The organism is Pseudomonas sp. YL2, from assembly GCF_023063025.1.
GTDB lineage: Bacteria > Pseudomonadota > Gammaproteobacteria > Pseudomonadales > Pseudomonadaceae > Aquipseudomonas > Aquipseudomonas putida_A.
On the sequence record NZ_JAJSLU010000026.1, the window covers coordinates 40,222 to 62,716 of the forward strand.

At 57.1% G+C, this 22,495-nt stretch carries 22 protein-coding genes, 1 tRNA gene and 1 pseudogene; 15 read left to right on the forward strand and 9 right to left on the reverse strand.

Features of this window, described 5'->3' with window-relative positions:
* Positions 1-186: 186 nt before the first annotated feature.
* From speE to LVD08_RS26645, 6 genes are all read left to right on the forward strand, one after another.
* A complete protein-coding gene (gene speE, locus LVD08_RS26620; protein WP_041068886.1) occupies positions 187-1,062 on the forward strand; it encodes a polyamine aminopropyltransferase in 876 nt (291 codons plus the stop codon).
* A gap of 289 nt (positions 1,063-1,351) precedes the next feature.
* Complete coding sequence (locus tag LVD08_RS26625; protein WP_027613323.1) at positions 1,352-1,585, forward strand: hypothetical protein; 234 nt, start codon at positions 1,352-1,354, stop codon at positions 1,583-1,585.
* A 212-nt stretch (positions 1,586-1,797) separates the two neighbouring features.
* On the forward strand, positions 1,798-2,145 hold the full coding sequence (locus tag LVD08_RS26630) for a ribonuclease E inhibitor RraB (RefSeq protein WP_007960698.1): 348 nt from the start codon (positions 1,798-1,800) through the stop codon (positions 2,143-2,145).
* 474 nt (positions 2,146-2,619) lie between these two features.
* The gene (locus tag LVD08_RS26635; protein ID WP_027613322.1) at positions 2,620-4,029 is read left to right on the forward strand and encodes a circularly permuted type 2 ATP-grasp protein; all 1,410 of its coding nucleotides are present in this window, start codon (positions 2,620-2,622) and stop codon (positions 4,027-4,029) included.
* Between the two features lie 12 nt (positions 4,030-4,041).
* Complete coding sequence (locus LVD08_RS26640; RefSeq protein WP_027613321.1) at positions 4,042-4,992, forward strand: alpha-E domain-containing protein; 951 nt, start codon at positions 4,042-4,044, stop codon at positions 4,990-4,992.
* Positions 4,989-5,792, forward strand: coding sequence for a transglutaminase family protein (locus tag LVD08_RS26645; protein WP_098967930.1), 804 nt, complete (start codon positions 4,989-4,991; stop codon positions 5,790-5,792). Before LVD08_RS26640 ends, LVD08_RS26645 begins: the two co-directional genes overlap by 4 nt.
* Positions 5,793-5,912: 120 nt before the next feature.
* Here the strand turns inward: LVD08_RS26645 and LVD08_RS26650 are convergent, their stop codons facing one another.
* Positions 5,913-6,680, reverse strand: coding sequence for a c-type cytochrome (locus LVD08_RS26650; protein ID WP_096797033.1), 768 nt, complete (start codon positions 6,678-6,680; stop codon positions 5,913-5,915).
* Between the two features lie 638 nt (positions 6,681-7,318).
* On the opposite strand from LVD08_RS26650, the gene LVD08_RS26655 reads away from it, so the two are divergent.
* From LVD08_RS26655 to LVD08_RS26665, 3 genes are all read left to right on the forward strand, one after another.
* Positions 7,319-8,524 carry an acetyl-CoA C-acetyltransferase gene (locus tag LVD08_RS26655; protein WP_247269677.1) on the forward strand — a complete coding sequence of 402 codons (1,206 nt, stop codon included), beginning with the start codon at positions 7,319-7,321 and terminating at the stop codon, positions 8,522-8,524.
* A gap of 25 nt (positions 8,525-8,549) precedes the next feature.
* The gene (locus tag LVD08_RS26660) at positions 8,550-10,694 is read left to right on the forward strand and encodes a 3-hydroxyacyl-CoA dehydrogenase NAD-binding domain-containing protein (RefSeq protein WP_247269678.1); all 2,145 of its coding nucleotides are present in this window, start codon (positions 8,550-8,552) and stop codon (positions 10,692-10,694) included.
* Positions 10,695-10,789: 95 nt separating this feature from the next.
* The gene (locus LVD08_RS26665; protein WP_123586182.1) at positions 10,790-11,518 is read left to right on the forward strand and encodes an amidotransferase; all 729 of its coding nucleotides are present in this window, start codon (positions 10,790-10,792) and stop codon (positions 11,516-11,518) included.
* A gap of 131 nt (positions 11,519-11,649) precedes the next feature.
* Here the strand turns inward: LVD08_RS26665 and LVD08_RS26670 are convergent, their stop codons facing one another.
* From LVD08_RS26670 to LVD08_RS26680, 3 genes are all read right to left on the reverse strand, one after another.
* Positions 11,650-12,621 carry a magnesium and cobalt transport protein CorA gene (locus LVD08_RS26670; protein ID WP_027613314.1) on the reverse strand — a complete coding sequence of 324 codons (972 nt, stop codon included), beginning with the start codon at positions 12,619-12,621 and terminating at the stop codon, positions 11,650-11,652.
* A gap of 131 nt (positions 12,622-12,752) precedes the next feature.
* Complete coding sequence (locus tag LVD08_RS26675) at positions 12,753-13,475, reverse strand: 1-acylglycerol-3-phosphate O-acyltransferase (protein WP_047292972.1); 723 nt, start codon at positions 13,473-13,475, stop codon at positions 12,753-12,755.
* Between the two features lie 217 nt (positions 13,476-13,692).
* Positions 13,693-14,382 (reverse strand): crotonase/enoyl-CoA hydratase family protein, encoded by a 690-nt coding sequence (locus LVD08_RS26680; RefSeq protein WP_064586733.1) that lies wholly within the window; start codon positions 14,380-14,382, stop codon positions 13,693-13,695.
* Between the two features lie 295 nt (positions 14,383-14,677).
* On the opposite strand from LVD08_RS26680, the gene LVD08_RS26685 reads away from it, so the two are divergent.
* Positions 14,678-14,767, forward strand: a tRNA-Ser gene (locus LVD08_RS26685).
* Between the two features lie 519 nt (positions 14,768-15,286).
* On the opposite strand, the gene LVD08_RS26695 is transcribed toward LVD08_RS26685, so the two are convergent.
* Together LVD08_RS26695 and LVD08_RS26700 are read right to left on the reverse strand one after the other, a co-directional pair.
* Positions 15,287-16,225, reverse strand: a complete 939-nt coding sequence (locus LVD08_RS26695; RefSeq protein ID WP_247269679.1) for a hypothetical protein — start codon at positions 16,223-16,225, stop codon at positions 15,287-15,289.
* A gap of 231 nt (positions 16,226-16,456) precedes the next feature.
* Positions 16,457-17,476: pseudogene (locus LVD08_RS26700) on the reverse strand (tyrosine-type recombinase/integrase); the annotation flags it as partial.
* Between the two features lie 1,127 nt (positions 17,477-18,603).
* Between LVD08_RS26700 and LVD08_RS26705 the strand changes: the two are divergent.
* Entirely contained in the window at positions 18,604-18,924 is a 321-nt protein-coding gene (locus LVD08_RS26705) for a YbjQ family protein (protein ID WP_027613311.1), read from the forward strand.
* A gap of 66 nt (positions 18,925-18,990) precedes the next feature.
* Here the strand turns inward: LVD08_RS26705 and LVD08_RS26710 are convergent, their stop codons facing one another.
* Positions 18,991-19,269: a hypothetical protein gene (locus LVD08_RS26710; RefSeq protein ID WP_097087585.1), complete on the reverse strand. Its 279-nt coding sequence runs from the start codon at positions 19,267-19,269 to the stop codon at positions 18,991-18,993.
* A 239-nt stretch (positions 19,270-19,508) separates the two neighbouring features.
* On the opposite strand from LVD08_RS26710, the gene LVD08_RS26715 reads away from it, so the two are divergent.
* From LVD08_RS26715 to LVD08_RS26730, 4 genes are all read left to right on the forward strand, one after another.
* Positions 19,509-19,697, forward strand: a complete 189-nt coding sequence (locus LVD08_RS26715) for a hypothetical protein (protein WP_007960727.1) — start codon at positions 19,509-19,511, stop codon at positions 19,695-19,697.
* Between the two features lie 325 nt (positions 19,698-20,022).
* On the forward strand, positions 20,023-20,391 hold the full coding sequence (locus LVD08_RS26720) for a glycine zipper domain-containing protein (protein ID WP_007960728.1): 369 nt from the start codon (positions 20,023-20,025) through the stop codon (positions 20,389-20,391).
* Between the two features lie 134 nt (positions 20,392-20,525).
* Entirely contained in the window at positions 20,526-20,951 is a 426-nt protein-coding gene (locus LVD08_RS26725; protein ID WP_027613308.1) for a YMGG-like glycine zipper-containing protein, read from the forward strand.
* 123 nt (positions 20,952-21,074) lie between these two features.
* Positions 21,075-21,245 carry a hypothetical protein gene (locus tag LVD08_RS26730; protein WP_169844085.1) on the forward strand — a complete coding sequence of 57 codons (171 nt, stop codon included), beginning with the start codon at positions 21,075-21,077 and terminating at the stop codon, positions 21,243-21,245.
* Positions 21,246-21,395: 150 nt separating this feature from the next.
* Here the strand turns inward: LVD08_RS26730 and LVD08_RS26735 are convergent, their stop codons facing one another.
* Both LVD08_RS26735 and LVD08_RS26740 read right to left on the reverse strand, forming a co-directional pair.
* Complete coding sequence (locus LVD08_RS26735; RefSeq protein WP_027613307.1) at positions 21,396-21,827, reverse strand: DUF6896 domain-containing protein; 432 nt, start codon at positions 21,825-21,827, stop codon at positions 21,396-21,398.
* The coding region (locus LVD08_RS26740) for an RHS repeat-associated core domain-containing protein (RefSeq protein WP_342453991.1) at positions 21,824-22,495 on the reverse strand (672 nt) is incomplete at its 5' end. The genes LVD08_RS26735 and LVD08_RS26740, both read right to left, overlap by 4 nt.

Below are 22,495 nucleotides of genomic sequence, written 5' to 3' on the forward strand. Positions count from 1 at the left end.
GCATCGCAGCGGTTTCACTGACAGACCGCGTTGACTGCATCGCTGGCAAGCCAGCTCCCACAAAGTTATGTGGTATGCCGATGAAGTGAGGTTCGACCTGTCATCTTCGGCAACGTAGAATGCGCGCCTTTCCCGGGCAATCGTCCCCCACGATTGGCGCCCGCGCATTCATCGGAGCACTTGACCATGACCGTCACCAAAACCAGCGAGTACCTGGAAACCCTCTACGAAGGCTACGGCCAGCGTTTTCGCATGGAAAAACTGCTGCACGAAGTGCGCACCGAACACCAGCACCTGGTGATTTTCCAGAACCCGCGCATGGGCCGGGTGATGGCGCTGGACGGCGTGATCCAGACCACCGAAGCCGATGAATTCATCTACCACGAAATGCTCACCCACGTGCCGATCCTCGCCCACGGCACCGCCAAACGCGTGCTGATCATCGGCGGCGGCGACGGCGGCATGCTGCGCGAAGTGACCAAGCACGCCAGCGTCGAGCACATCACCATGGTCGAGATCGACGGCACCGTGGTCGACATGTGCAAGGAATTCCTGCCGAACCACTCCAAGGGCGCCTACGACGATCCACGGCTGAACCTGGTGATCGACGACGGCATGCGTTTCGTCGCCACCACCACGGAAAAATTCGACGTGATCATCTCCGACTCCACCGACCCGATCGGCCCGGGCGAAGTGCTGTTCTCGGAGAACTTCTATCAGGCGTGCCATCGTTGCCTGAACGAAGGCGGGATCCTCGTGACCCAGAACGGCACGCCGTTCATGCAGATCGACGAAGTCAAAACCACCGCCGGTCGCCTGCGCAGCCTGTTCCCGGACTGGCACTTCTATCAGGCGGCCGTGCCGACCTACATCGGCGGTTCGATGACCTTTGCCTGGGGCTCGACCAACCCGGCCTACCGCAAGCTGAGCCGTGAAACCCTGCAACAGCGCTTCATCGGCAGCGGCATCGTCACCCGCTATTACAACCCGGAAATCCACATCGGCGCATTCGCGCTGCCGCAGTACGTGCTGCAGGCGATCAACAAGCCAAGCAACGACTGACGCACTATTCCCGGATCGGTGATAGATCCCCTGTGGTGAGGGGATTTATCCCCGATCGGCTGCGCAGCAGTCGTAAAATCGGCAGACGCGTTGGAACTGACACTATGCGTTCGCTGAATTCAGGGACGCTTCGCGCCCATCGGGGATGAATCCCCTCGCCACACAAGCCTGTTTCCCCATCGGTTAATTTTTTTTCATGTTCGTCCGCTGCAATCCTTTTGAACGATCAATCTCGCCAAAAGTCGAGATAGTAGTAAGCCCATTTGCGGGTTTGATCGAGGAGGCACCGATGCAAAAGTGGAAAGTCACTTTCGTGGACGATCATGGTGAAATTGTCGATGAGGTGTTCGAGCGCGCGGAGTGCCCCAGCGACGACGAGGCTGCACGCCTGATCAAGGAACGGCTCCTGCCGGTAGCCGCCGAACTGGATATGAACGATCTTGAAGGGCGCACCACCGATGCTGGCGTGAAAAGCCTGAAAACCCAGAACAGCATCGAAATCCGCAGTATCACGCCAATCTGAAATTCTTCCTGTCACTTGAAGCACCAGGCCTTGGCAGCAGCTCTATCTTGGGGCTACTCTGCAAGCGAGATCAGCGAAACAATCGCTAAGGTCTGGTCTTGTCAGCTACATGCTTGTTTCCCGCGTGCAACCACGTTGCCGAAGTACTTTGGCCTGTAAGGCCCGGGGCGGGAATACGGAAAGTCTATCCATCTATCCGAGGGGGACGATTCATGAGCACAGCCTATCAAGAAGACATCAGCAGCAATGTTCTGCGCCGCATGAAAGAAGGCGGTTTCGACTTTTCCCGGTTCCATCCCATCGAGTTCTACGCCATTTTCCCGGACGAGGAGCGGGCGCGCAGGGCGGCAGGCAAATTTCGTGGTGAATCCATCAATGCCCAGGTCAGTGCGCGCGACGATGGCGCCTGGTCGCTGGAACTGAGCAAAGTGATGTACGCAACCTATGACGACATTGGCGATTTCGAGCAGGGCTTCTCCGCCGTGGTCGAGCCGCTGGGCGGCATCATCGAGGGCTGGGGCGTCAAGCAGGAGGTGCGTAACCGCCATCGTCTGAACTGATCTCTGGTTTCAGGTATTGAGCAACGGCTGACCTTCGGGTTGGCCGTTGTCGTTTCTGGCCGCCGAATAGCCCGTGGCAAAACCCTGAAACAAGAATCCCGGGCAAAAAAAAGCCACCGGAGAGGGCGGCTAAAGGGAAGACCGATAAGGAGAGGAAACCGGTCAGGGTTACGGCCTGCGGGGACTGCGCGGGCAGTCCGGATCAGTGGAGCTGAAACCTTCACCGGGGAAGTTTTCAGCGAATGCGCCGATTATCCGCAGCTCGGTGCGAGCGGTGAAATCAACTCTGACTATGCTGGTGATAGGCGATGCAATGCGTCGCAATGAAGCGGGGGCAATCCGGTTGGGGCCATTGCCGCACAGGAATGGTGCGGTGCTTGCGGCGTGATTCTCCAACCGATTGAAATCAAAGCGTTTATGCCGATGGCACGGGCCTTGCGAAGGCCTGTAGGTCCGGGTGACAAGGAGTACGGCATGATCCGCACCTATTTTGATGAAATGTACGATGCCGGCGGCCAGGTCCGCCCGCATTACCGGGAGTTCGCCCGCTGGCTGGCCGACACGCCTGACGAGTTGCTGGCACAACGGCGACGCGAGGCTGACCTGCTGTTCCACCGGGCCGGGATCACGTTCACGCTCTATGGCGACGAGCAGGGTACCGAGCGCCTGATTCCGTTCGACACCATTCCGCGAAGCATTCCCGCCAGCGAGTGGCGGATCGTCGAGCGTGGCTGCATCCAGCGGGTCAAGGCGTTGAACATGTTCCTCGCCGACCTCTATCACGAGCAGCGCATCATCAAGGCCGGGATCATCCCCGCCGAACAGGTGCTGGCCAACGAGCAGTACCAGTTGGCGATGCAGGGCCTGGATCTGCACCGCGACATCTATTCGCACATCTCCGGCGTCGATCTGGTGCGCGATGGCGACGGTACTTATTACGTGCTCGAAGATAACCTGCGCACGCCGAGCGGCGTCAGCTACATGCTCGAAGACCGCAAAATGATGATGCGCCTGTTCCCGGAGCTGTTCGCCGCCCAGCGCATCGCGCCCATCGACCACTACCCGAATCTGTTGCTCGACACCCTGAAGAGCTCCAGCCCGATCGACGACCCGAGTGTGGTGGTGCTGACGCCGGGGCGCTTCAACAGTGCGTTCTTCGAACACGCTTTCCTGGCGCGAGAAATGGGCGTTGAACTGGTGGAGGGCGCCGACCTGTTCGTGCGTGACGACAAGGTGTACATGCGCACCACCGACGGGCCGAAAGCGGTGGACGTGATCTACCGCCGTCTCGACGACGCGTTCCTCGATCCGCTGGCATTCAACCCCGACTCGATGCTCGGTGTGCCGGGGCTGCTGTCGTCCTATCGTTCCGGCAACGTGGTGCTGGCCAATGCTATTGGCACCGGCGTGGCGGATGACAAATCGGTGTACCCGTTTGTCACCGAGATGATCCGTTTCTACCTCGATGAAGAACCGATCCTGAAGAACGTGCCGACCTGGCAGTGCCGCAACCCCTCGGAACTTTCCCATGTACTGGCCAATCTTCCGGATCTGGTGGTCAAGGAGACCCAGGGCTCCGGCGGTTACGGAATGCTGGTGGGGCCGGCGTCAACCACGGCGCAGATCGATGCGTTCCGTGAGCGGATCAAGGCCAAGCCCCACGCGTACATTGCGCAGCCGACGCTGTCGCTGTCGACCTGTCCGACCTTTGTCGAAAACGGCATTGCGCCGCGTCATATCGACCTGCGTCCGTTTGTATTGTCTGGCCGCGAAACCCGGGTCGTGCCCGGCGGTTTGACCCGTGTCGCCCTGCGTGAAGGCTCCCTGGTGGTGAACTCCTCCCAGGGCGGCGGAACCAAGGACACCTGGGTGGTCGAGGATTGAAGGAAGCTTGCCATGTTAAGTAGAACTGCCTCGGATCTGTACTGGATGTCGCGTTACCTGGAGCGGGCGGAAAACCTCGCGCGGATGCTCGATATCAGCTATTCGCTGTCGCTGATGCCGCAGGACGGTCGCGGCGACGGTTTGCACGAACTGGCGATGCCGCTGTTGATCACCGGCACCCTCGACGATTACCTGGAGCGTCACGGCGAACTGCATGCCGAACGCCTGTTGCATTTCTTCGCCCTGGACGCGGCCAACCCGGCGAGCATCTACAGTTGCCTCGGTGCGGCGCGGGCCAGTGCGCATGCGGTGCGCGGGCGCATCACCGCGGACATGTGGGAGAACATCAACGCTACCTGGCTGGAGATTCGCGGCATTGCCGAACAGGGCCTCAGCCGTTACGGCATGAGCCGTTTCTGCGAGTGGATCAAGGAGCGCTCGCACCTGTTCCGGGGCGCGTCCTACGGCACGATCATGCGCAACGATGCGTTCCGCTTCATTCGTCTGGGGACGTTCATCGAGCGTGCGGACAACACGCTGCGCCTGCTCGATGCGCGCTATGAAATGGCCGGCGATCAGGCCGAGGCCGTCAGTGACGGTACGGCGCACGCCTATTACCAGTGGAGTGCACTGTTGCGAGCGCTGTCATCGTTCGAGGCCTACACCGAGATCTACCGCGACGCCCCCGGCGCCCGGCATGTCGCCGAGCTGCTGCTGTTGCGCGCCGATGTGCCGCGCTCGTTGCGCGCCTGCACCGAGGAAATCGACCAGATCCTCGCCCAGTTGCCCGGCGCCAATGGCCGTCCGGCACAACGCCTTGCTGCCGAAATGGACGCGCGTCTGCGCTACACCGGCATCAACGAAATCCTCGCCGAAGGCCTGCACGCCTGGCTCACCGAATTCATCCCGCTGGTGCGCCAGTTGGGCAACGCGATTCACAGTTCATACCTGGAGGCTGCATGAGACTTTCCATTAGCCACGAGACCACCTATCACTATGAAGATCAGGTGCGGGCGAGCATCCAGTATCTGCGCCTGACCCCGCACGACAGCGAGCGTCAGCACGTGTTGAGCTGGCAGCTCGACCTGCCGCGTCCGGTGCGCGCCCAGCTCGATCCGTTCGGCAATATCCTGCATGTGCTGACCATGGATGAGCCGCACGAAGCGATCATCATCGGCGCCCGCGGCCAGGTCGATATCGACGAATTGCGTGAGGCCGAGCATGAGAGCCAGTCGGCGCTGCCGTTCCTGCGTTTCACCCGGCTGACCGAGGCCGACGAAGGGCTACGGGCGTTTGCCGACAAATCCTGCAAACAGCGGCGCGATCGCACCGCGCTGATCGACCTGATGCACGGTTTGAACCAGCACATCAGCTATACGCCGGGTTCGACTGAAGTCGACACCAGCGCCGCCGAAGCCTTTGCCGGGCGCGCCGGGGTTTGTCAGGATCACACCCATGCGTTTCTCGCTTGTGCACGCAGCCTGGGGATTCCGTCGCGTTATGTGTCGGGTTATCTGTACAGCGAGGACGCCGAACATCTGGCCAGTCATGCCTGGGCCGAAGCGTGGCTGGATGACGCTTGGTACAGCTTTGACGTGACCAACCAGTTGGCCCGCCCGGAGCGGCATCTGAAACTGGCGGTGGGCCTGGATTATCTGGATGCCTGCCCGGTGCGCGGCATGCGTCGGGGCGGTGGTTGTGAGCAGATGCATGCGAAGGTGTTCGTGTCGCCGACGCCGGTTATTTCCGTGCAACAACAGTAATTTGCTTCACACAAAACCCTGTAGGAGCGAGCCTGCTCGCGAAAGCGGTTTATCAGTCAGCAATGTGGTGTCTGAAACTCCGCTTTCGCGAGCAGGCTCGCTCCCACATGGGGAGTTGCATCAGGGCTTAACCTTGCGCCCAGCCATGTGTTGCAAATAGCCGATCAACAACTGCAAATCCCTCTCCGGCAACACCTCTGCCGAAAACCCCGGCATCTTCGCCTGAGGCCACTGGCGCAAACTCTGCGGATCGCGAATGTAGCGCTTGAGAAAATCCGCGCCGAAGTACTCAGTCGGGTTGTACGGAATATTCAGATCCGGCCCGAACTGCGCATCCCCCGCACCGTTCAACCGGTGGCAGGCCAGGCAGTTCTTCTGGAACAGCGCAAAACCCTGATTCACCGGGTCATCCGCTTTCAGCTTGGGATCCGGCAACAGCGCCGGGAAGCGCTCGGCCACCGGCGCCATGCGCTTGATGCTCGCCACTTGGAACGGCCATTGCTCAGGGCTGATGTTGCCGGCTTGCGGGTCAGTCCACACCAGATAGAACGGCCCGGCGCTGTGTTTACCCTCGGACAGCGGCGGCCACGGCTGCGTCGGGTCCTCGATCGCCAGCCAGGCCTGCGCGCCTTTGCTGTTGAGCAACGGCGCAGCGGCCAGTTCGGCGGCAAACCCGTCCAGCGCCACCGCTTGCAGGTGATCGGCCGGTTTGATCCCGGTGAGCAGCGCCGCCACGGGCACGGCGCGATAAGTCATGTCTTTCTTGTAGGACACATCGTTCTTGATGGTCAGAGTTTGTGCTTGCGGATGCTTGAGCAACTCTTCGGTCTGCCAGGTGCGACTGTTCGCGCCCAGCTCCAGCGTGAGCTGCGCCGCAGACAAGGGCATGCTCAGCAGCAAGGCCCAGAACACAATGAGCGTTTTCAAATGATCGCCGTCCCTGTCGTGGAAGTGCGCAAAGGTTCGCACAGCCACGCTGGCCCGGGTAGCGGGCCAGTCACATTTTGTCTGGCGATAGCGGACGCCTGCCGCTTGAGTCAGCCAATCACCTTGGTCAGATTGGGCAAAATCAACAGCAGCGTGGTGGCGAAAAGAATGAGTCCTGCTTGACGAACTTTCGGTTGTTTGAACATGGCTTGACCGCCTTTATTGTTATTTCCTGATGTCTGCCTGCATATCCATGACGGCAAACGCTGCACTTCCTGTTGAAGAACGTCGGCCCCGGCAAAACCCGACGACCCTGACGTACATTTACTACCTTAGAGCCCGCGTCACGCTTGGCTTAGATCCATTTCATATGTATTTGCTGCCGTTTGCGATAAAAACGGCATGAGGCTTATTGCCAGCTTCTTCGCCGCCCGCTTGCTAGACAACTCGCTGACCTGAACCGGTTCACCTGAGGGTGAATGACCGTCCGTCTGAGCGTGCACGTCAACGTCATTGAGCGCTGTGGTCATTGAATCAATGCGCGCTCGGGACAACAGTGACACTACGAAATTCACTCACCGCACAGGTTCGAGGACGTCATGACCCAAGCTTTGATTTTCGATGCGTTACGCACGCCCCGCGGCAAAGGCAAGGCCGATGGCGCGCTGCACAGCGTCAAACCGGTGAATCTGGTCGCGGGGTTGTTGACCGCACTGCAAAGCCGTACCGCGCTGGACACCAGTCAGGTCGATGACGTGGTGCTCGGCTGCGTCACGCCGATTGGCGATCAGGGCTCGGACATTGCCAAGACTGCGGTGCAGGTGGCGGATTGGGACGTTAGCGTGGCCGGCGTGCAGATCAACCGTTTTTGCGCCTCGGGTCTGGAAGCGGTCAACCTCGGCGCGATGAAAGTGCGCTCGGGCTTCGAGGATCTGGTGGTGGTCGGTGGCGTCGAGTCGATGTCGCGGGTGCCGATGGGCAGTGACGGCGGCGCCTGGGCACTGGATCCGCAAACCAATCTGCACAGCCACTTCACCCCGCAGGGCGTTGGTGCGGACCTGATCGCCACCCTTGAAGGCTTCAGCCGTGAGGATGTCGATGCCTACGCGCTGCACTCGCAACAGAAAGCCGCACGGGCGCGGGCCGACGGTTCCTTCAACAAGTCGCTGGTGCCGGTGCAGGATCAGAACGGCATCATCCTGCTCGATCACGACGAATTCGTTCGCGCCGAGTCGACGATGGAAGGCCTCGGCAAACTCAAGCCAAGTTTCGAAATGATCGGCCAGATGGGTTTCGACGCCACGGCGCTGCGGGTTTACAGCCACGTCGAGCGGATCAATCACGTGCATACGCCGGGCAACAGCTCCGGGATCGTTGACGGTGCGGCGCTGATGTTGATCGGCTCCGAAGCCAAGGGTCGTGCACTGGGCCTGCAACCACGGGCCCGGATCGTCGCCACGGCGGTCACCAGCACTGACCCGACCATCATGCTCACCGGCCCGGCACCGGCCACCCGCAAGGCTTTGGCCAAGGCGGGCTTGCGCGTGGAAGACATTGATCTGTTCGAGGTCAACGAGGCGTTTGCCTCGGTGGTGCTCAAGTTCATCAAGGACATGGCGGTGGACCCGGACAAGGTCAATGTCAACGGCGGCTCCATCGCCATGGGGCATCCACTGGGCGCCACCGGGTGCGCGATCCTCGGCACTTTGCTCGATGAACTGGAAGCCCGGCGCCTGCGCTATGGCCTGGCGACGCTGTGTGTCGGCGGCGGCATGGGCATTGCCACCATCATCGAACGCCTTTGAGCCCCGAATTCAAGGAAACCTTGTTATGAGCGAAGCCATTCGTTACGAAAAAGGCCAGGACGCCATCGTCGTGTTGACCATCGACATGCCGGGCCAGAGCGCCAACACCATGAACGCCGTGTACCGCGAGGCCATGGGCGCCTGCGTTGCGCGGCTGGTGGCGGAAAAAGACAGCATCGCCGGGGTGATCATCACCTCGGCGAAGAAAACCTTCTTTGCCGGCGGCGACCTCAATGAGCTGATCAAGGTCGGTAAACCCGAGGCCAAAGCGTTCTATGACATGGTGCTGAGCCTCAAGGGGCAGTTGCGCACCCTGGAAACCCTCGGCAAACCGGTGGTCGCGGCGATCAACGGCGCCGCGCTCGGCGGTGGCTGGGAAATCTGTCTGGCCTGCCATCACCGGGTGGCGCTGGACGATGCGGCGGTGCAGCTCGGTCTGCCGGAAGTGACGCTGGGCCTGCTGCCGGGCGGCGGCGGGGTGGTGCGCATGGTGCGTATGCTCGGCATCGAAAAAGCCTTGCCGTACTTGCTCGAAGGCAAAAAGGTGCGCCCGCAACAGGCATTGCAGGCCGGTCTGATCGATGAACTGGCGGCGGATCGTGACGAGTTGCTGGCCAAGGCGCGCGCCTGGATTGTCGCCAACCCGGGCGCGGTGCAGCGTTGGGACGTGAAGGGCTATCAGATCCCCGGCGGCACACCGTCGAATCCGAAAGTCGCGCAGATGCTGGCGATAGCGCCGTCGATCCTGCGCAGCAAGACTCAGGGCACGCTGCCGGCGCCAGAGAAGATTCTGTGTGCGGCGGTGGAAGGCGCGCAGGTCGATTTTGATACCGCGCACCTGATCGAAACCCGTTACTTCACCGAACTGACCACCGGGCAGATCTCGAAAAACCTGATCGGCACCTTCTGGTTCCAGCTCAACGAGATCAACGCCGGCAGTTCGCGGCCGCAGGGTTTTGCGCCATATGTCACGCGCAAGGTCGGTGTGCTCGGTGCGGGCATGATGGGCGCCGGGATCGCCTTTGTCAGTGCCTCAGCCGGCATCGACGTAGTGCTCAAGGACATCAACCTGGCGGCGGCCGAGAAGGGCAAGGCCCATTCGGCGGCGCTGCTGGACAAAAAAGTCGACCGTGGCCAGATGACGGCCGAAAAGCGCGAAGCGGTGCTGGCGCGGATCCACGCCACTGAAGATGATGCGGATCTGGCGGGTTGTGATCTGATCATCGAGGCGGTGTTCGAGGATCGCGAACTCAAGGCGACGGTCTCGTCGGCAGCGCAAAAAATAGTGGGTTCTGATGCAGTGATTGCCTCCAACACTTCAACCTTGCCGATCACTGGACTGGCGACCGCAGTACCCGATCAGAGCAAATTCATCGGTCTGCATTTCTTCAGTCCGGTGGACAAAATGCCGCTGGTGGAAATCATCAAAGGCGCGCAGACCAGCGCTGAAACCCTGGCGCGGGGTTTCGACTTCGTCCTGCAAATCAAGAAAACCCCGATCGTGGTCAATGACAGTCGCGGCTTCTTTACCTCGCGGGTGTTTGGCACCTTCACCAATGAAGGCATCGCCATGCTCGGCGAGGGCGTGAGCGCGCCGATGATCGAGACCGAAGCGCGCAAGGCCGGGATGCCGGTCGGGCCGCTGGCGATCTCCGACGAAGTTTCCCTCAGCCTGATGAGCCATATCCGTCAGCAAACGGCTAAAGACCTGCAAGCGGAAGGGAAACCGCTGATAGAACACCCGGCCTTCGCCGTGATTGACTTGCTGCTCAACGAATACAAGCGCCCGGGCAAAGCCGCTGGCGGTGGTTTCTACGATTACCCGGCGGGTGGTCAGAAACATCTGTGGCCGGAGTTGAGGACGCGCTTCGAGAAAGCCGACGGGCAGATTTCGCCGAAGGATGTGCGTGATCGTCTGCTGTTCGTGCAGGCCCTGGAAACCGTGCGCTGCGTGGAGGAGGGCGTGCTCACCTCGACGGCGGATGCCAACGTCGGCTCGATCTTCGGCATCGGCTTTGCGCCGTGGACCGGCGGCGCCTTGCAATTCATCAATCAGTACGGGGTGCAAGACTTCGTCGCACGCGCGCAGTATCTGGCCGAGCAGTACGGCGAGCGCTTTGCGCCACCGGCGCTGCTGCTGGAAAAAGCCGCGAAAGGCGAGCTGTTTTAAGTGAGCGGCTGAACGCTGCGGGGCTTGCCTTGCCGGGGTGTTTCAAGGCAGGCTCTGGGGTGTTCATTATTCCCATCACGTGTCAGGTATTTTTTATGTCGCTACGCATCTGCATTCTGGAAACCGACATCCTGCGTCCGGAATTGGTCGATCAATATCAGGGTTACGGGCAGATGTTTCAGCGCCTGTTCTCGCAGCAACCGATTGCCGCCGAGTTCACCGTGTACAACGTGATGCAGGGCGAATACCCCAGCGACGACCTGACCTTCGATGCGTACCTGATCACCGGCAGCAAGGCCGATTCGTTCGGCACCGACCCGTGGATCCAGACCCTCAAGCAATACCTGCTGACCCGCTACGAGCGTGGCGACAAGCTGCTCGGCGTGTGCTTCGGCCATCAATTGCTGGCGCTGCTGCTCGGTGGCAAGAGCGAGCGCGCTAGCCAGGGCTGGGGCGTCGGCACCCACAACTACAAACTCGCGGCCAAGGCGCCGTGGATGAGCCCGGTGCGAGAAGAGCTGACGCTGCTGATCAGCCACCAGGATCAGGTCACTGCGCTGCCGGAAAACGCCACGGTCATCGCTTCCAGCGATTTCTGCCCGTTTGCCGCGTACCACATCAACGATCAGGTGCTGTGCTTCCAGGGGCACCCGGAATTCATTCACGACTATTCGCGGGCGCTGCTGGATCTGCGCCAGGACGCGCTGGGTTCGCAGATCTACTCGAAAGGCGTGGCCAGCCTGGAGCAGGAGCACCATGGCACCACCGTGGCGGAATGGATGATGCGGTTTGTGGCGCACAAGCCAGAAGCTGCAGCGATTTAAGACCTGACATTTACCTATGTGGCGAGGGAGCTTGCTCCCGCTCGGATGCGCAGCGGCCGTAATTTACGGCAACTTGATTTTTGTATGGGGCGCTTCGCACCCCAGCGGGAGCAAGCTCCCTCGCCACAGGACTACAACCACCCCGACCTCTTGAAACTCGCCCACAAACTCACACACCCCACCGTAATAAACCCCAACACAGCGAAATAGCCGTAGTGCCAGCTCAGCTCCGGCATGTTCTGGAAGTTCATCCCGTAAATCCCCGCCACCGCCGTCGGGAATGCCAGAATCGCCGCCCACGCGGCAAACTTGCGTTGCACCACGCTCTGCCGTGACGCCTCGAGCAGCACGCCGATTTCGATGGTCTGGCTGGCGATGTCGGCCAGGGTGGTCAGGTCTTCCATCTGCCGCGTGACATGGATCTGCACATCGCGGAAGTACGGGCGCATGTTCTTGTCGATGAACGGGAAGCTCAGCTTCTGCAGCTCCTCGCCAATCTCCACCATCGGCGCTGCATAGCGGCGCAGGCGCAAAACGTCGCGGCGCAGACCGTGGAGTTTCTGAATGTCATGCTCGTTCAACGCACTGCACAGCACGTTGCGCTCCAGTTCATCAATCTCGGCATGAATCGCTTCGCCCACCGGTTGGTAGTTTTCGATGACGAAATCCAGCAGCGCATACAGGACGAAATCTTCGCCGTGCTCCAGCAGCAGCGGCCGCGCCTCACAGCGTTGGCGGACATGCGCGTAGGACGCCGAGTGGCCGTTGCGGGCGGTGATGATGTAGCCCTTGCCGGCGAAGATGTGCGTTTCGATGAACTGCAAGATCCCATGTTCGCGGATCGGCGAGTAGGTGACGATAAACAAGGCGTCACCAAAGGTTTCCAGCTTCGGCCGGCTGTGTTTTTCCAGGGCGTCTTCAATGGCCAGTTCGTGCAGGTTGAACTGGCGCTGCAGATTGGCCAGCTCCTGAGCGTCCGGCTCTTCCAGGCCGATCCAGACAAAATGTCCGGTTTTTGCGGCCCAGGCGGCACCTTCGTCAAGCGTGATATTGGTGACTTTCTTACCGGCGCTGTAAACCGCAGCAGCAACAACTCGACCCATGGTGGTGGTTCACTTCTTCTTGGCAGATGGCAGGGAATACAAGGCTTCAGCTTAGCTGTGTCGCTGCTTGAGAGTCAGTGAAATCTGTACAGTTCACCCGGCAAAAGAAAACCCGCACAAGGCGGGTTTTTTTACGCAGCCTGCAGCTGCTGATCCATCGCGGCGATGCATTCGCGCATCTGCTCGCGGCACTGGGACATGAGCATGGGCATGTCATCCATGGTCAGCCCGGCTGTAGGAATCGCCGGCAGCGAGCGTATGAGAATTTTCCCGCTACGCCAGCGGTTCAGGCGCATGTGCTTGATGTAGCTGCTGACGCACACCGGCACGATCGGCACACCGGCGGCGATCGCCATCTGGAACGCGCCTTTCTTGAACGGCAGCAGTTCTTCACCGAGGTTGCGCGTGCCTTCCGGGAATACCCAGATCGACGTGTCTTCGTGCTGCAAGGTGTGGGTGGTGGTGAGCATCGACTTGCGCGCCTTGTGCGCGTTGCCGCGATCGATCAACACGTTGCCCGCGAGCCAGAACAGTTGCCCGAACAGCGGCACCCATTTCAGGCTCTTCTTGCCGATGCATACGGTACGCCGAGGCACCACGTTGCCGAACACGAACAGGTCATAGTTGGACTGATGGTTGGCAACGATCACGCAGCTATCGGGCTTATTCATCAACGGACCGACGTCGGCCTTCACCCGCAAACGCAGGATGCACATGGCCGGAAGGGCGTAGAGGCGGGCGCACAGTCGGCTGTTGTCCGGATTGAACGGCCGGCACAGCCCGAGGATCACCCCCAACACGCCGGCCAGAATAAAGTGCAGGCCCATCAATAACATACGAAACACAAACAGCATTTTCAGGCCCCACCGGGACAAAAGGTGGCGCAGTGTACGGATGTGCACTGTTTTCGGCAATTGCTGCTATAGAGTCCGGAGATAGGCGATGTTTAAGCGCATGTTTCCAAGTTGATCGTCAGACGCGTCCTAGAGCTGTCGGCGGATGATCAACCGAACGCGCAAGAAAAAGCCCGACACGACGGTCGGGCTTTTCTTCGGCTCGGGGAGCGTGGGCTCAGCCCAGGTGCTCCTGATCCTGGATGATCGCGTTGTCGAGGGCTTCGAGCAGCGCCTTGCGCACTTTGAGCTTGGTGTTCTTGTGCGCATTCATGTTGATCTTCTTCAACTGACGCGCCGCGGCCAGGGCTGCGCCTTGCAGCTCTTCGGCAGCCACCACCTTGTCGAGGAAACCGGCATCCACCGCGCTTTTCGGATCAAACATTTCGCCGTTGATCACCGAACGGTGGAACGCCGAACGACGCAGACGATCACGCGCCAGCTCAATGCCGGCGTGATGCATGGTCATGCCGATCTGCACTTCGTTCAGACCGATGCTGAACGGGCCGTCGACACCGATGCGGTAGTCGGCGGACAGCAGCAGGAATGCACCTTTGGCCACGGCGTGGCCTGGGCAGGCAACGATCACCGGAAACGGGTGGGACAGCAGGCGACGGGCGAGAGTCGAACCCGCAGTCACCAGCGCCACGGCTTCTTTCGGGCCGGCGGTCATCACCTTCAAGTCATAGCCGCCCGACAGAATCCCCGGCTGACCGGTAATGATCACGATGGCACGATCAGTCTTCGCCTGATCCAGCGCCGCGTTGAACGCCGCAATCACGTCCGGGGAAATGGCATTGACCTTGCCGTTGTTCAAGGTCAGGGTCGCGATACCGTCTTCGAGGTGGTAGGCAATCAACTCACTCATGACGCTATTCCTTGTAAGAAAGATGGGCAGACGTTACCCACCACCGTAGGCCAGGTAAAGCGCTGTGACTGACTCGCCGGTCACCGTTTCCGGCCGCGCCCGGCGTAGCACGCCGTTCTGCTTCTATATAGAAGGGCGGCCGTCACCAGAGATTGGCCGGTTTGCCATCGTCCAAGGTGGGGCGAAACGCCTTTTTGTCTTAACCACATGAAAATTCTGAAAAAAAGTTTGCCATCAGAAAAGCTTTCGACTACATTAGCGCGCCTCGACAGACAGAACATGTTTGAAGAGATACGGTGAAGTGTCCGAGTGGCTTAAGGAGCACGCCTGGAAAGTGTGTATACAGGAAACTGTATCGAGAGTTCGAATCTCTCCTTCACCGCCAAATTTGAAACGACTAAACCCCTGAAAACGTTAAAGTTTTCAGGGGTTTTGTGTTTTTAGGGGGGCAAAAAAGGCCCACATGGGAACATCCATGGGAATATGGGCTGCTGGGTTGCCCGCTTCCGAAGCCCTGTTTACGGAGCGTCGTCTCCACCTGGAGGCTGAATGCCCAAGGCGTGCTGCAGCATACCGATGACGTCCGGGCCGTCCTCGTTGATCCACATGCCGTAGTGCTGTCGGATCATGTTCGCGCTGGTGTGGCCCATCTACTCCCGAACGCCATTAGCTTTCAAGTGTGCTTTGAAAAGCCTATCTCCCACGACAAATTTGCTAACGTATGGCTGGCCGCTCTTGGTGTTCAGAAATACGGAGTGCAGCTTGTGCTTGCAGACTGTCTCTCTGTTTAGGTCGACTATATCTATTGTTTCCACGAGCTTACGCCTGCTCAATTCGTCAAACTTCCGCAGGCATCTCGCATGTGTATTAGGTACTGTAGGTGTAAGTTATGGCTGCAAAGCGTTTATCGAACCCGATTGTTCCAAACTGACTTCGCATTATCCATCATCTCCATCAAGGACTTTGCGAAGTTTGCGGGGTCCATTTCTCCGAGTTTATAAGATTCAATCATTCCTTGGTGCGGATACTCTAGAATTATCTGATTATTAATCGCTTTAATTTTGGTATCTTGGTTTTGGAATATGTTTGTATCTTTTAGGTATTCTTTTATTTTTAGAATTAATGTTTCATGTGGGGCGCTGTTGGTTTTATTGTTTTTGGTGTTCGTGCTTTCTGAACTAGCATGTGTTTTTTTGTCGGGTGAGCCGTAGTTATTTTGGGGGGTAAAGCGGAGTGTTGTGTCGATGTACTCCTTATATTTTTCGTTTGCGCTAGTTAGCTGTGTGATATCACTGCGCTGAAGCGCACTCATGGTCTCGAGCTCAAGTATTCTTGCTGTTAAGTCTTTTTCGCGGGGTATAACTGTTTTCGATTCTTCTGTCAGCTGAAGGACGGATGATTTCAAAAATTCTATTTCGCTATCTTTTCTTTTTGTTTGCTCTTCAAAGTCGATTTGTATTTGGACAGCGGCTTTTCTGATCTTTCTTGCTTCATCTCGGGTGATTGGTGTTTCATCGTCAATCTTTTGTTGGATTTCTTTTAGTTTTTTTCTATTGTTTCGGGATATTTCGTAAATTTTAGCTGCTGGATAGGGGTAAACTAAAATTATCGCAAGGGTCGCTATAAGAGGGAAAAATACCCCTTTCAGCATGTAGTCCTGAACTGAGGAGAAAAGATTGAACTCTATATAAGTTATCTTTTCTGGTGCTGAAAGAGATGAGAATAGTATTAATATTAGTTTGTAGTTTATCAAGCACCATGAGATAAGAAATGATCCTAAGAGTGGGCTGGTTACACGCTCATATAGTTGGGCTTTTATAGTGGTTGTTATATCGTCTAGCATATGTATTGGTTCTTTTTGGCTGTAGAAAATAGTGGCTTGCGGCCATCATAGATTTCTTCACTCCTTCTCACAAGTACAAAACTAACTTTGTGATTTCAGATCTGATCTTCAACGTCAAATTAAATTACTAGCCCCCTGGATACGTTAAAGTTTTCGTGGGGGCACCATTCGGTTATATGCGGACATCCTTTGGAACACCGGCGGCTGAATGACCTGTGCTTTAACCTCGGTTTACAGGGATTCTTCACCATTTGGTGGCTGTATGCCCATGGCATGTTGCAGCATACCGATGACATCCGGGCCGTCCTCGTTGATCCACGTGCCGTAGTGCTGTCGGATCATGTTCGCTTGTGTGCCCCATCTGCTCCGCGATCCAGTCGACCGAGGCAACCCCGGTGGTCAGCAACTGGCTGGCGTAGGTGTGGCGGCACTGGCCAGGACCGCGATAGCGAACGCCGGCCGCTTTCAAGTGCGCTTTGAAGAATCTGTCCCTCACGACGAAGTCGCTGACGTGCGGCAGGCCGCTCTTGGTATTGAGGAATACAAAGTGCAGCTTATGCTTGCGGACTGTCTTGTTGTCCCGCTCGACGACTTCGACCGTATCCACGGTCTTGAGCTGGTTGATCGCGTTCAACTTGCGAAGGGCATCCCACGCGGGTTCCAGCAGACGCACCTTGCGCGTAGAGCGCCGAGTCTTCGTCACGCGATAGGCCCCCCGCACCTTTGATCTGCGGAAAGTCACCGTTCCTTGTTTCAGATCGACGTCCTCCCACGCCAGCGCGATGGTCTCCGACACCCGTGGGCCTGCCCAAATCATGAACTGAACCATCAGCAGTTCCTGGGTGCGGTTGGTGCGTGTTTCGAGAATCTGCTCTATCTCCGCACTGATGAATGGATCCGGTGCTTCTGGATCGGGCAGACGCACGAATAACCCTCAGTCGGATCGTGCGCGACCTTCTGCCGTGTGCGGTAGAGTCTGAACACCTGGCGCACATTGCTGATGATGTCGCGGATGGTCTTTTCTTCGGGCGCTTCGACAGCGGCCCCTGAATCCAGTCTTGCAGGTCCAGGTGGTAAATCTGATCGATTTGAATGTTATCCCAACGCGGCCGCCCGTGGACCTTTGCCTTGTTTTTGTACCCGAAAGAAGTCGCGGCCACGCTGTTGTTTTAGATGGTCAGCCCAACTCCTAGTTAGTGCCCCGAAACTGTTCACAGCGAGCTTGGTCGACTCGGGAAAATGCCGGCGGTGCTGCCGGACGAGTTCCAGTTGTTATTCCCAATCTGCTTAGCAATCAAGTCAATCGAAGCACCGCACTTGGGTATGCAATTGGCTGGTATAGGTATGCGGGCACTGACCATGCAACCAAGTTTCGCGAAAGGATGAAGAGGATTTTTAGCCAGCCAGTCTTTTTCATTTACGTAAGGTAGATCTGGCACCAGAGAGGACCATGATTCGCAGGAGAGCACCAGCTCGTTTGAAAACACTAAATATGTTGTTTGAGTTATGAATTTCTAGAGCATGAATGAGGCGACGAACGGTTTGTTTTCTACGGAGCTGAATCGTAATACCTGTCAAGTTTTACAGTATACAAATTTCTCCGTGCAGCGCCTTATCTGCGGGGACGGCGTAATTAAGCTTTTATATCACTTGTAAGGAGATCGATATGTCAGAGAGAAATGTCAAGGGGGTTGTTAAATCATTTTCGGAGATTGGCATCGTTTGGGGAAGTCCAGCGCAAAATTTGCCATTATCAGTCCGGATGATGGGAGTAAGGATGTTGCCATCGCTATAGGAGAAAATTTTGATAGGAATACCGGAAAGCAATACCTTTCCGTTGGAGACAAAGTTCGTTATCTCGTAATGGATGGTCCATCGGGAAGAGAGCTTACAGGGATGCTAAAGAAAATATAATCTGTGCAGTTGAGTTCACGATTGCTATAAAAACTGACTGCGTGAGGTTGCAAATAAACGAACTGTACGATGAATGAGTTGAGTGTTCGCTACCTCTAATCTCAAGTATTGCCCAAGTGCTGAGCCGCCTATGAGGCGGCTTTTTACTAGCTAAATTTTAATGTGTAATATTTTAAAATTCCTACTTAGAAAAGTGACATCTCGCCCTATGAGTTGCACATTGTAGGACTTGTGCTGACACCAGGATTGGTGTGACCGAGCTGACTGAGGGACGCGGAGGGCGATAGAACGAGTTGGGGACTGGCGTGCTACAAAGGGGCGAGTCGGGCTTTTGCACTTGCACGCTCCGCCTTCGTCCTGCCTTTAGAATAATTCGACGTACAGGTTACACAGGAAGGGTTCGGTCTGATTTCCCATAGCGCATTACAATCGCCGTTTTATCAGTAGAAAAAAGGACTGTTCCCATGATCATTTCCACCACCCACGCCATCGAAGGCCGACAGATCACCGCGTACCTGGACATTGTCAGCGCGGAGTCGGTGCAGGGCGTCAACGTGATCCGTGACATGTTTGCCGGCATGCGCGATTTTTTTGGTGGGCGCTCGCAGACGCTGGAGCGTGCGTTGAAAGAGGCGCGGGTTCAGGCGACGGACGAGATCAAGGAACGGGCGCGGGCGTTGCAGGCGGATGCGGTGGTCGGGCTGGATTTCGAGATCAGCATGCCGGCGGGCAAGGGTGGCATGGTTGTGGTGTTCGCGACGGGTACGGCGGTCAAGTTGCGTTGATGCAGTCGCGGTGTTCAAGCGAGCCCATTCAGATGATGAATGGGCTTTTTGCTTTTCTGCTTTCGATCAGCCCTGTGGCTTGAGGATGACAAGCCCGTGGGCGTCATAGGTCAGGGGCGTATCGACTGCGACCATCGGCGGGGTGCCGGTGGAGGGCGTCGGATCGGCCGGCTGACTCGGGTGGTAGATAACGCCGGGGGTCAGAACCGGTTTGTCCGGGTAGGTGATGGTGATGTCGCCTGAAGCGAGCTTTTCCTTGAATTTCTCACCGGCGGCTTTGCCGGCAGCGATTTGTTCGTCCGTGAGTTTTACGACCGGCATTTCCGGGAATCCGTTGATTTTCATGTTCTCTCCTTGAGATTCATTTGTATGAAAAAGGGCAACGGCCTGTGGGCGGGAATCTTTAGCGTTGTGAGATCAACGGTGGGTTCGGATGTTGAGCAGGTGTAGGCCATTCGTCGGGCATCGGTCTAACTGAACCACAAGTCCGGTAATGACCGGCTAGTCTCAAAAGCCTTGGAGGTCGATATTTTCTCAGGCAAAAGGGCTTTGCCGGTGTCGATCTATCGCAAAGGGGAGAGGCTATGACTGATCCGTATATCGAAGACGATGGAGCCGAATTTTCATTCAACAACTGTGTCCGTTGCGGCCAGACGGAATACCAATCGGGCTTTGGCGAGGATCCGGTGCAGACCGGCAAGATCAAGTCCACGGCGCCCAAGGGGCCGAAAGCCAAATTCCTTCCAAAGGTCTCGGCCCGCTCAAGAAAATAAAGTGAGACCGAACGACCCCGTCTATGAACGGGGTTTTTTATGCCTGCTGTTTATGAAAAGGAAATCTCCTACAAACTCTTGGCCGAGTTTGGTGTTTTTCACAAACTTTTCACGTCCACGGACGTAGGGTGAAGCCATCCGTTAGAAAGCAAGTCTCCAGCCCGTCTCCCCAGCGGGCTTTTTTTTGCCTGCGATAAAACCTTTGGCGAAATCGCTGTCCAATCGGCGCCAAGTGCGCGGCGGCAGCTGATTTGTCTGGACTTCAGCGCGTCGGCAGCTTTCAATCTCGGCCCCTTTTGATCTCCCTATTTTTGAGGTTTTCGTCATGCGTCTAACATTGCCTGCTCTGGTTCTGGGGCTTCTGGTTGCTCAAGGTGCGGTCGCCGGTGAAGGCACTGCTGCACTCGGCGGCGGTCTGGGTGGCGCGCTGGGTAACGTGGTCGGCCAGAAGATGGGCGGCAGCACGGGCGCAGCGATTGGTGCCGGTGTTGCAGGCGCGGCCGGCAGTGCGATGGCAGCCGGCAAGGGCAGCCGCACCAAAGCGGCTATCGGCGGTGGTGTTGGCGCGGCCGGTGGTTCGGTGATCGGCAACAGCCTGGGTGGCCGAAATGGCGCGACCATTGGCGCCGGTCTGGGTGGCGCTGCCGGTGGTGCCGTCGGCGCCAACCTGTCCAAAGGTCACAAGCGTCACTGATAGCGAACGTTTGTCAGAAACAGCCCGGCTCGATGTCGGGCTTTTTCATGGCTGAACGTTTTCTCGAAAAATGTCTCCAATCTGACATAGGCCCTATGGGCATACCCTCCCGATTCGGGAACTGTGAGGTTCAAATGCGCTTGTCATTGTCTGCACTGTTTTTCGGATTATTCATCGCTCAAGGTGCGATGGCCGCCGGAGATGGCAGCGCCGCCGTAGGTGGCGGTTTGGGCGGTGTCCTCGGTAACGTGGTCGGTGGCCAGCTAGGTGGCAGCACCGGTGCCGCGGTTGGCGCAGGTGTCGGTGGCGCGGCGGGCAGCGCGGTTGGGGCGAATAAACACAATCGCACCGAAGCCGCCATTGGTGGTGGCCTCGGCGCTGCCGGCGGCTCGGTGGTCGGCAACAGCCTGGGCGGCTCCACCGGTTCGGCCATTGGTGCCGGTTTGGGCGGCGCAGCGGGTGGTGCGGTGGGCAACAACCTGGGTGACGACGGTGGTAGAGCTCATTCCGGTGGTGGTCACAAGCACAACAAGTACAAACACAAAAACCGCCATCACTGATTGAGTATTCGAAAACAAACCCGGCCTGGCGCCGGGTTTTTCGTTTCTGGCGGTCGGACACTGGAACGATTGGCTGTAAGGCTTTTCGAACGTTATACAACCCACCAGACGTAGAGGTTTGCCATGACGCCCGAAACCGAAGGCAAGGAAGAAAAAGGCCCGAGTGGTCTGCCGTTTATCAATGATCCGGGGAACGAGGATCCGGGGTCGCTGATGGATGATGCGACGGTGCCGTTGAATGATGCGGATGAGGCTTTGGATGAGGAGTATGAAGAGGATGAGGATGAGCAATAAGTTGTCTTGAAAGTCGAGCGTGGCGGCGCACTGAATTTAAATATCCGGGGCCTGTACTTCAGGCCCTTTGATTCGGATTGGTTTGTTCTCGAGGTCAAGCTTGTTAAACAATCGTCAAGGCGGACGAAAGCAAACCGACAAAATATTTTGTTATTTGGCAGTTAAATCAGGGTTGATGAGTATGTAAAGATTATCTGATGCCGACATTTTTTTTATTCGGCCTGATGCGATGTACTCTTTAAACTCCTTTTCAACTGTTTTTTTGTCGCAGTATTTTTTATATTTGGATGGCCTGTCACTGGCATAAATGTAAAGGCGCCAAACATCAAAACCGTCGATTCTACTGTTTGAACCGTAATCGAAATTCACTGATTCTGTAGTGAAGTGAACGATGCATCCAACTCCATGAAGCTCGTATTGGGTGTTGTCAGTTATGTTACCGCACCGTTGTATTTGATTGCTGCGCCAAAGCCTCAGGATATTTCTGGTACCAAATCTTTTCTCGAGCAGCAACGTCGCACTATCAACCTTAGAAAGAAAGTCGTTAATGAGGTCTTCAAGGTTTTTGTCTTTTTTATTCATCTTCTTCTGCGATGCTCCAATCTGTCATTACCGACGTTAGCCGCTGACTCTAGCACTTCTTCAATAGTGTTTAGGTTGCCGTGGTGATCTTCGATGTTGGTTATTAGCTGGATCGTTACTTCGGTAGAGGTTTGTCGTGCAGCCGAAGCTCTATGATGGCCATCTAAAATGTAAAGGTTTCCGTGGTGCTCAGCGACATCTATAGGAAACTCGCGGTTAAACCCAATATCTCCCATTTCTATCCTCATTTTCTCGACTAGTCTAGTTGAGGTTTTCCCCATGAGCGCATGTGTTCGTTTCAATGTTTTTGGGTCTACGCCATGAGTTAGATTTGGTACCTGCGGTTCACCCTCATCAACCTTAGCCCCAACAATCCCACCCGGTACTTCACACCCAGGCTTATTCGGCGGCGGACAATTGGAATTCAACCCCAACGGATCCACCCAACCCGTCGGATTCGGTACGTACCGGTACTGATTCAACCCACCCGCCAACTTCACCGGATCCGGCGTCAGATACCTGCCCAACCTCGGGTCGTAATACCGATGCCGGTTGTAATGCAGCCCACTCTCCGCATCGAAATACTGCCCTTGAAAGCGCAGCGGCTGGTCCAGGTAGTCCTCGCCCGCGAGGGTGATCGCCGACACCTTGCCGTAGGCGTCGTATTG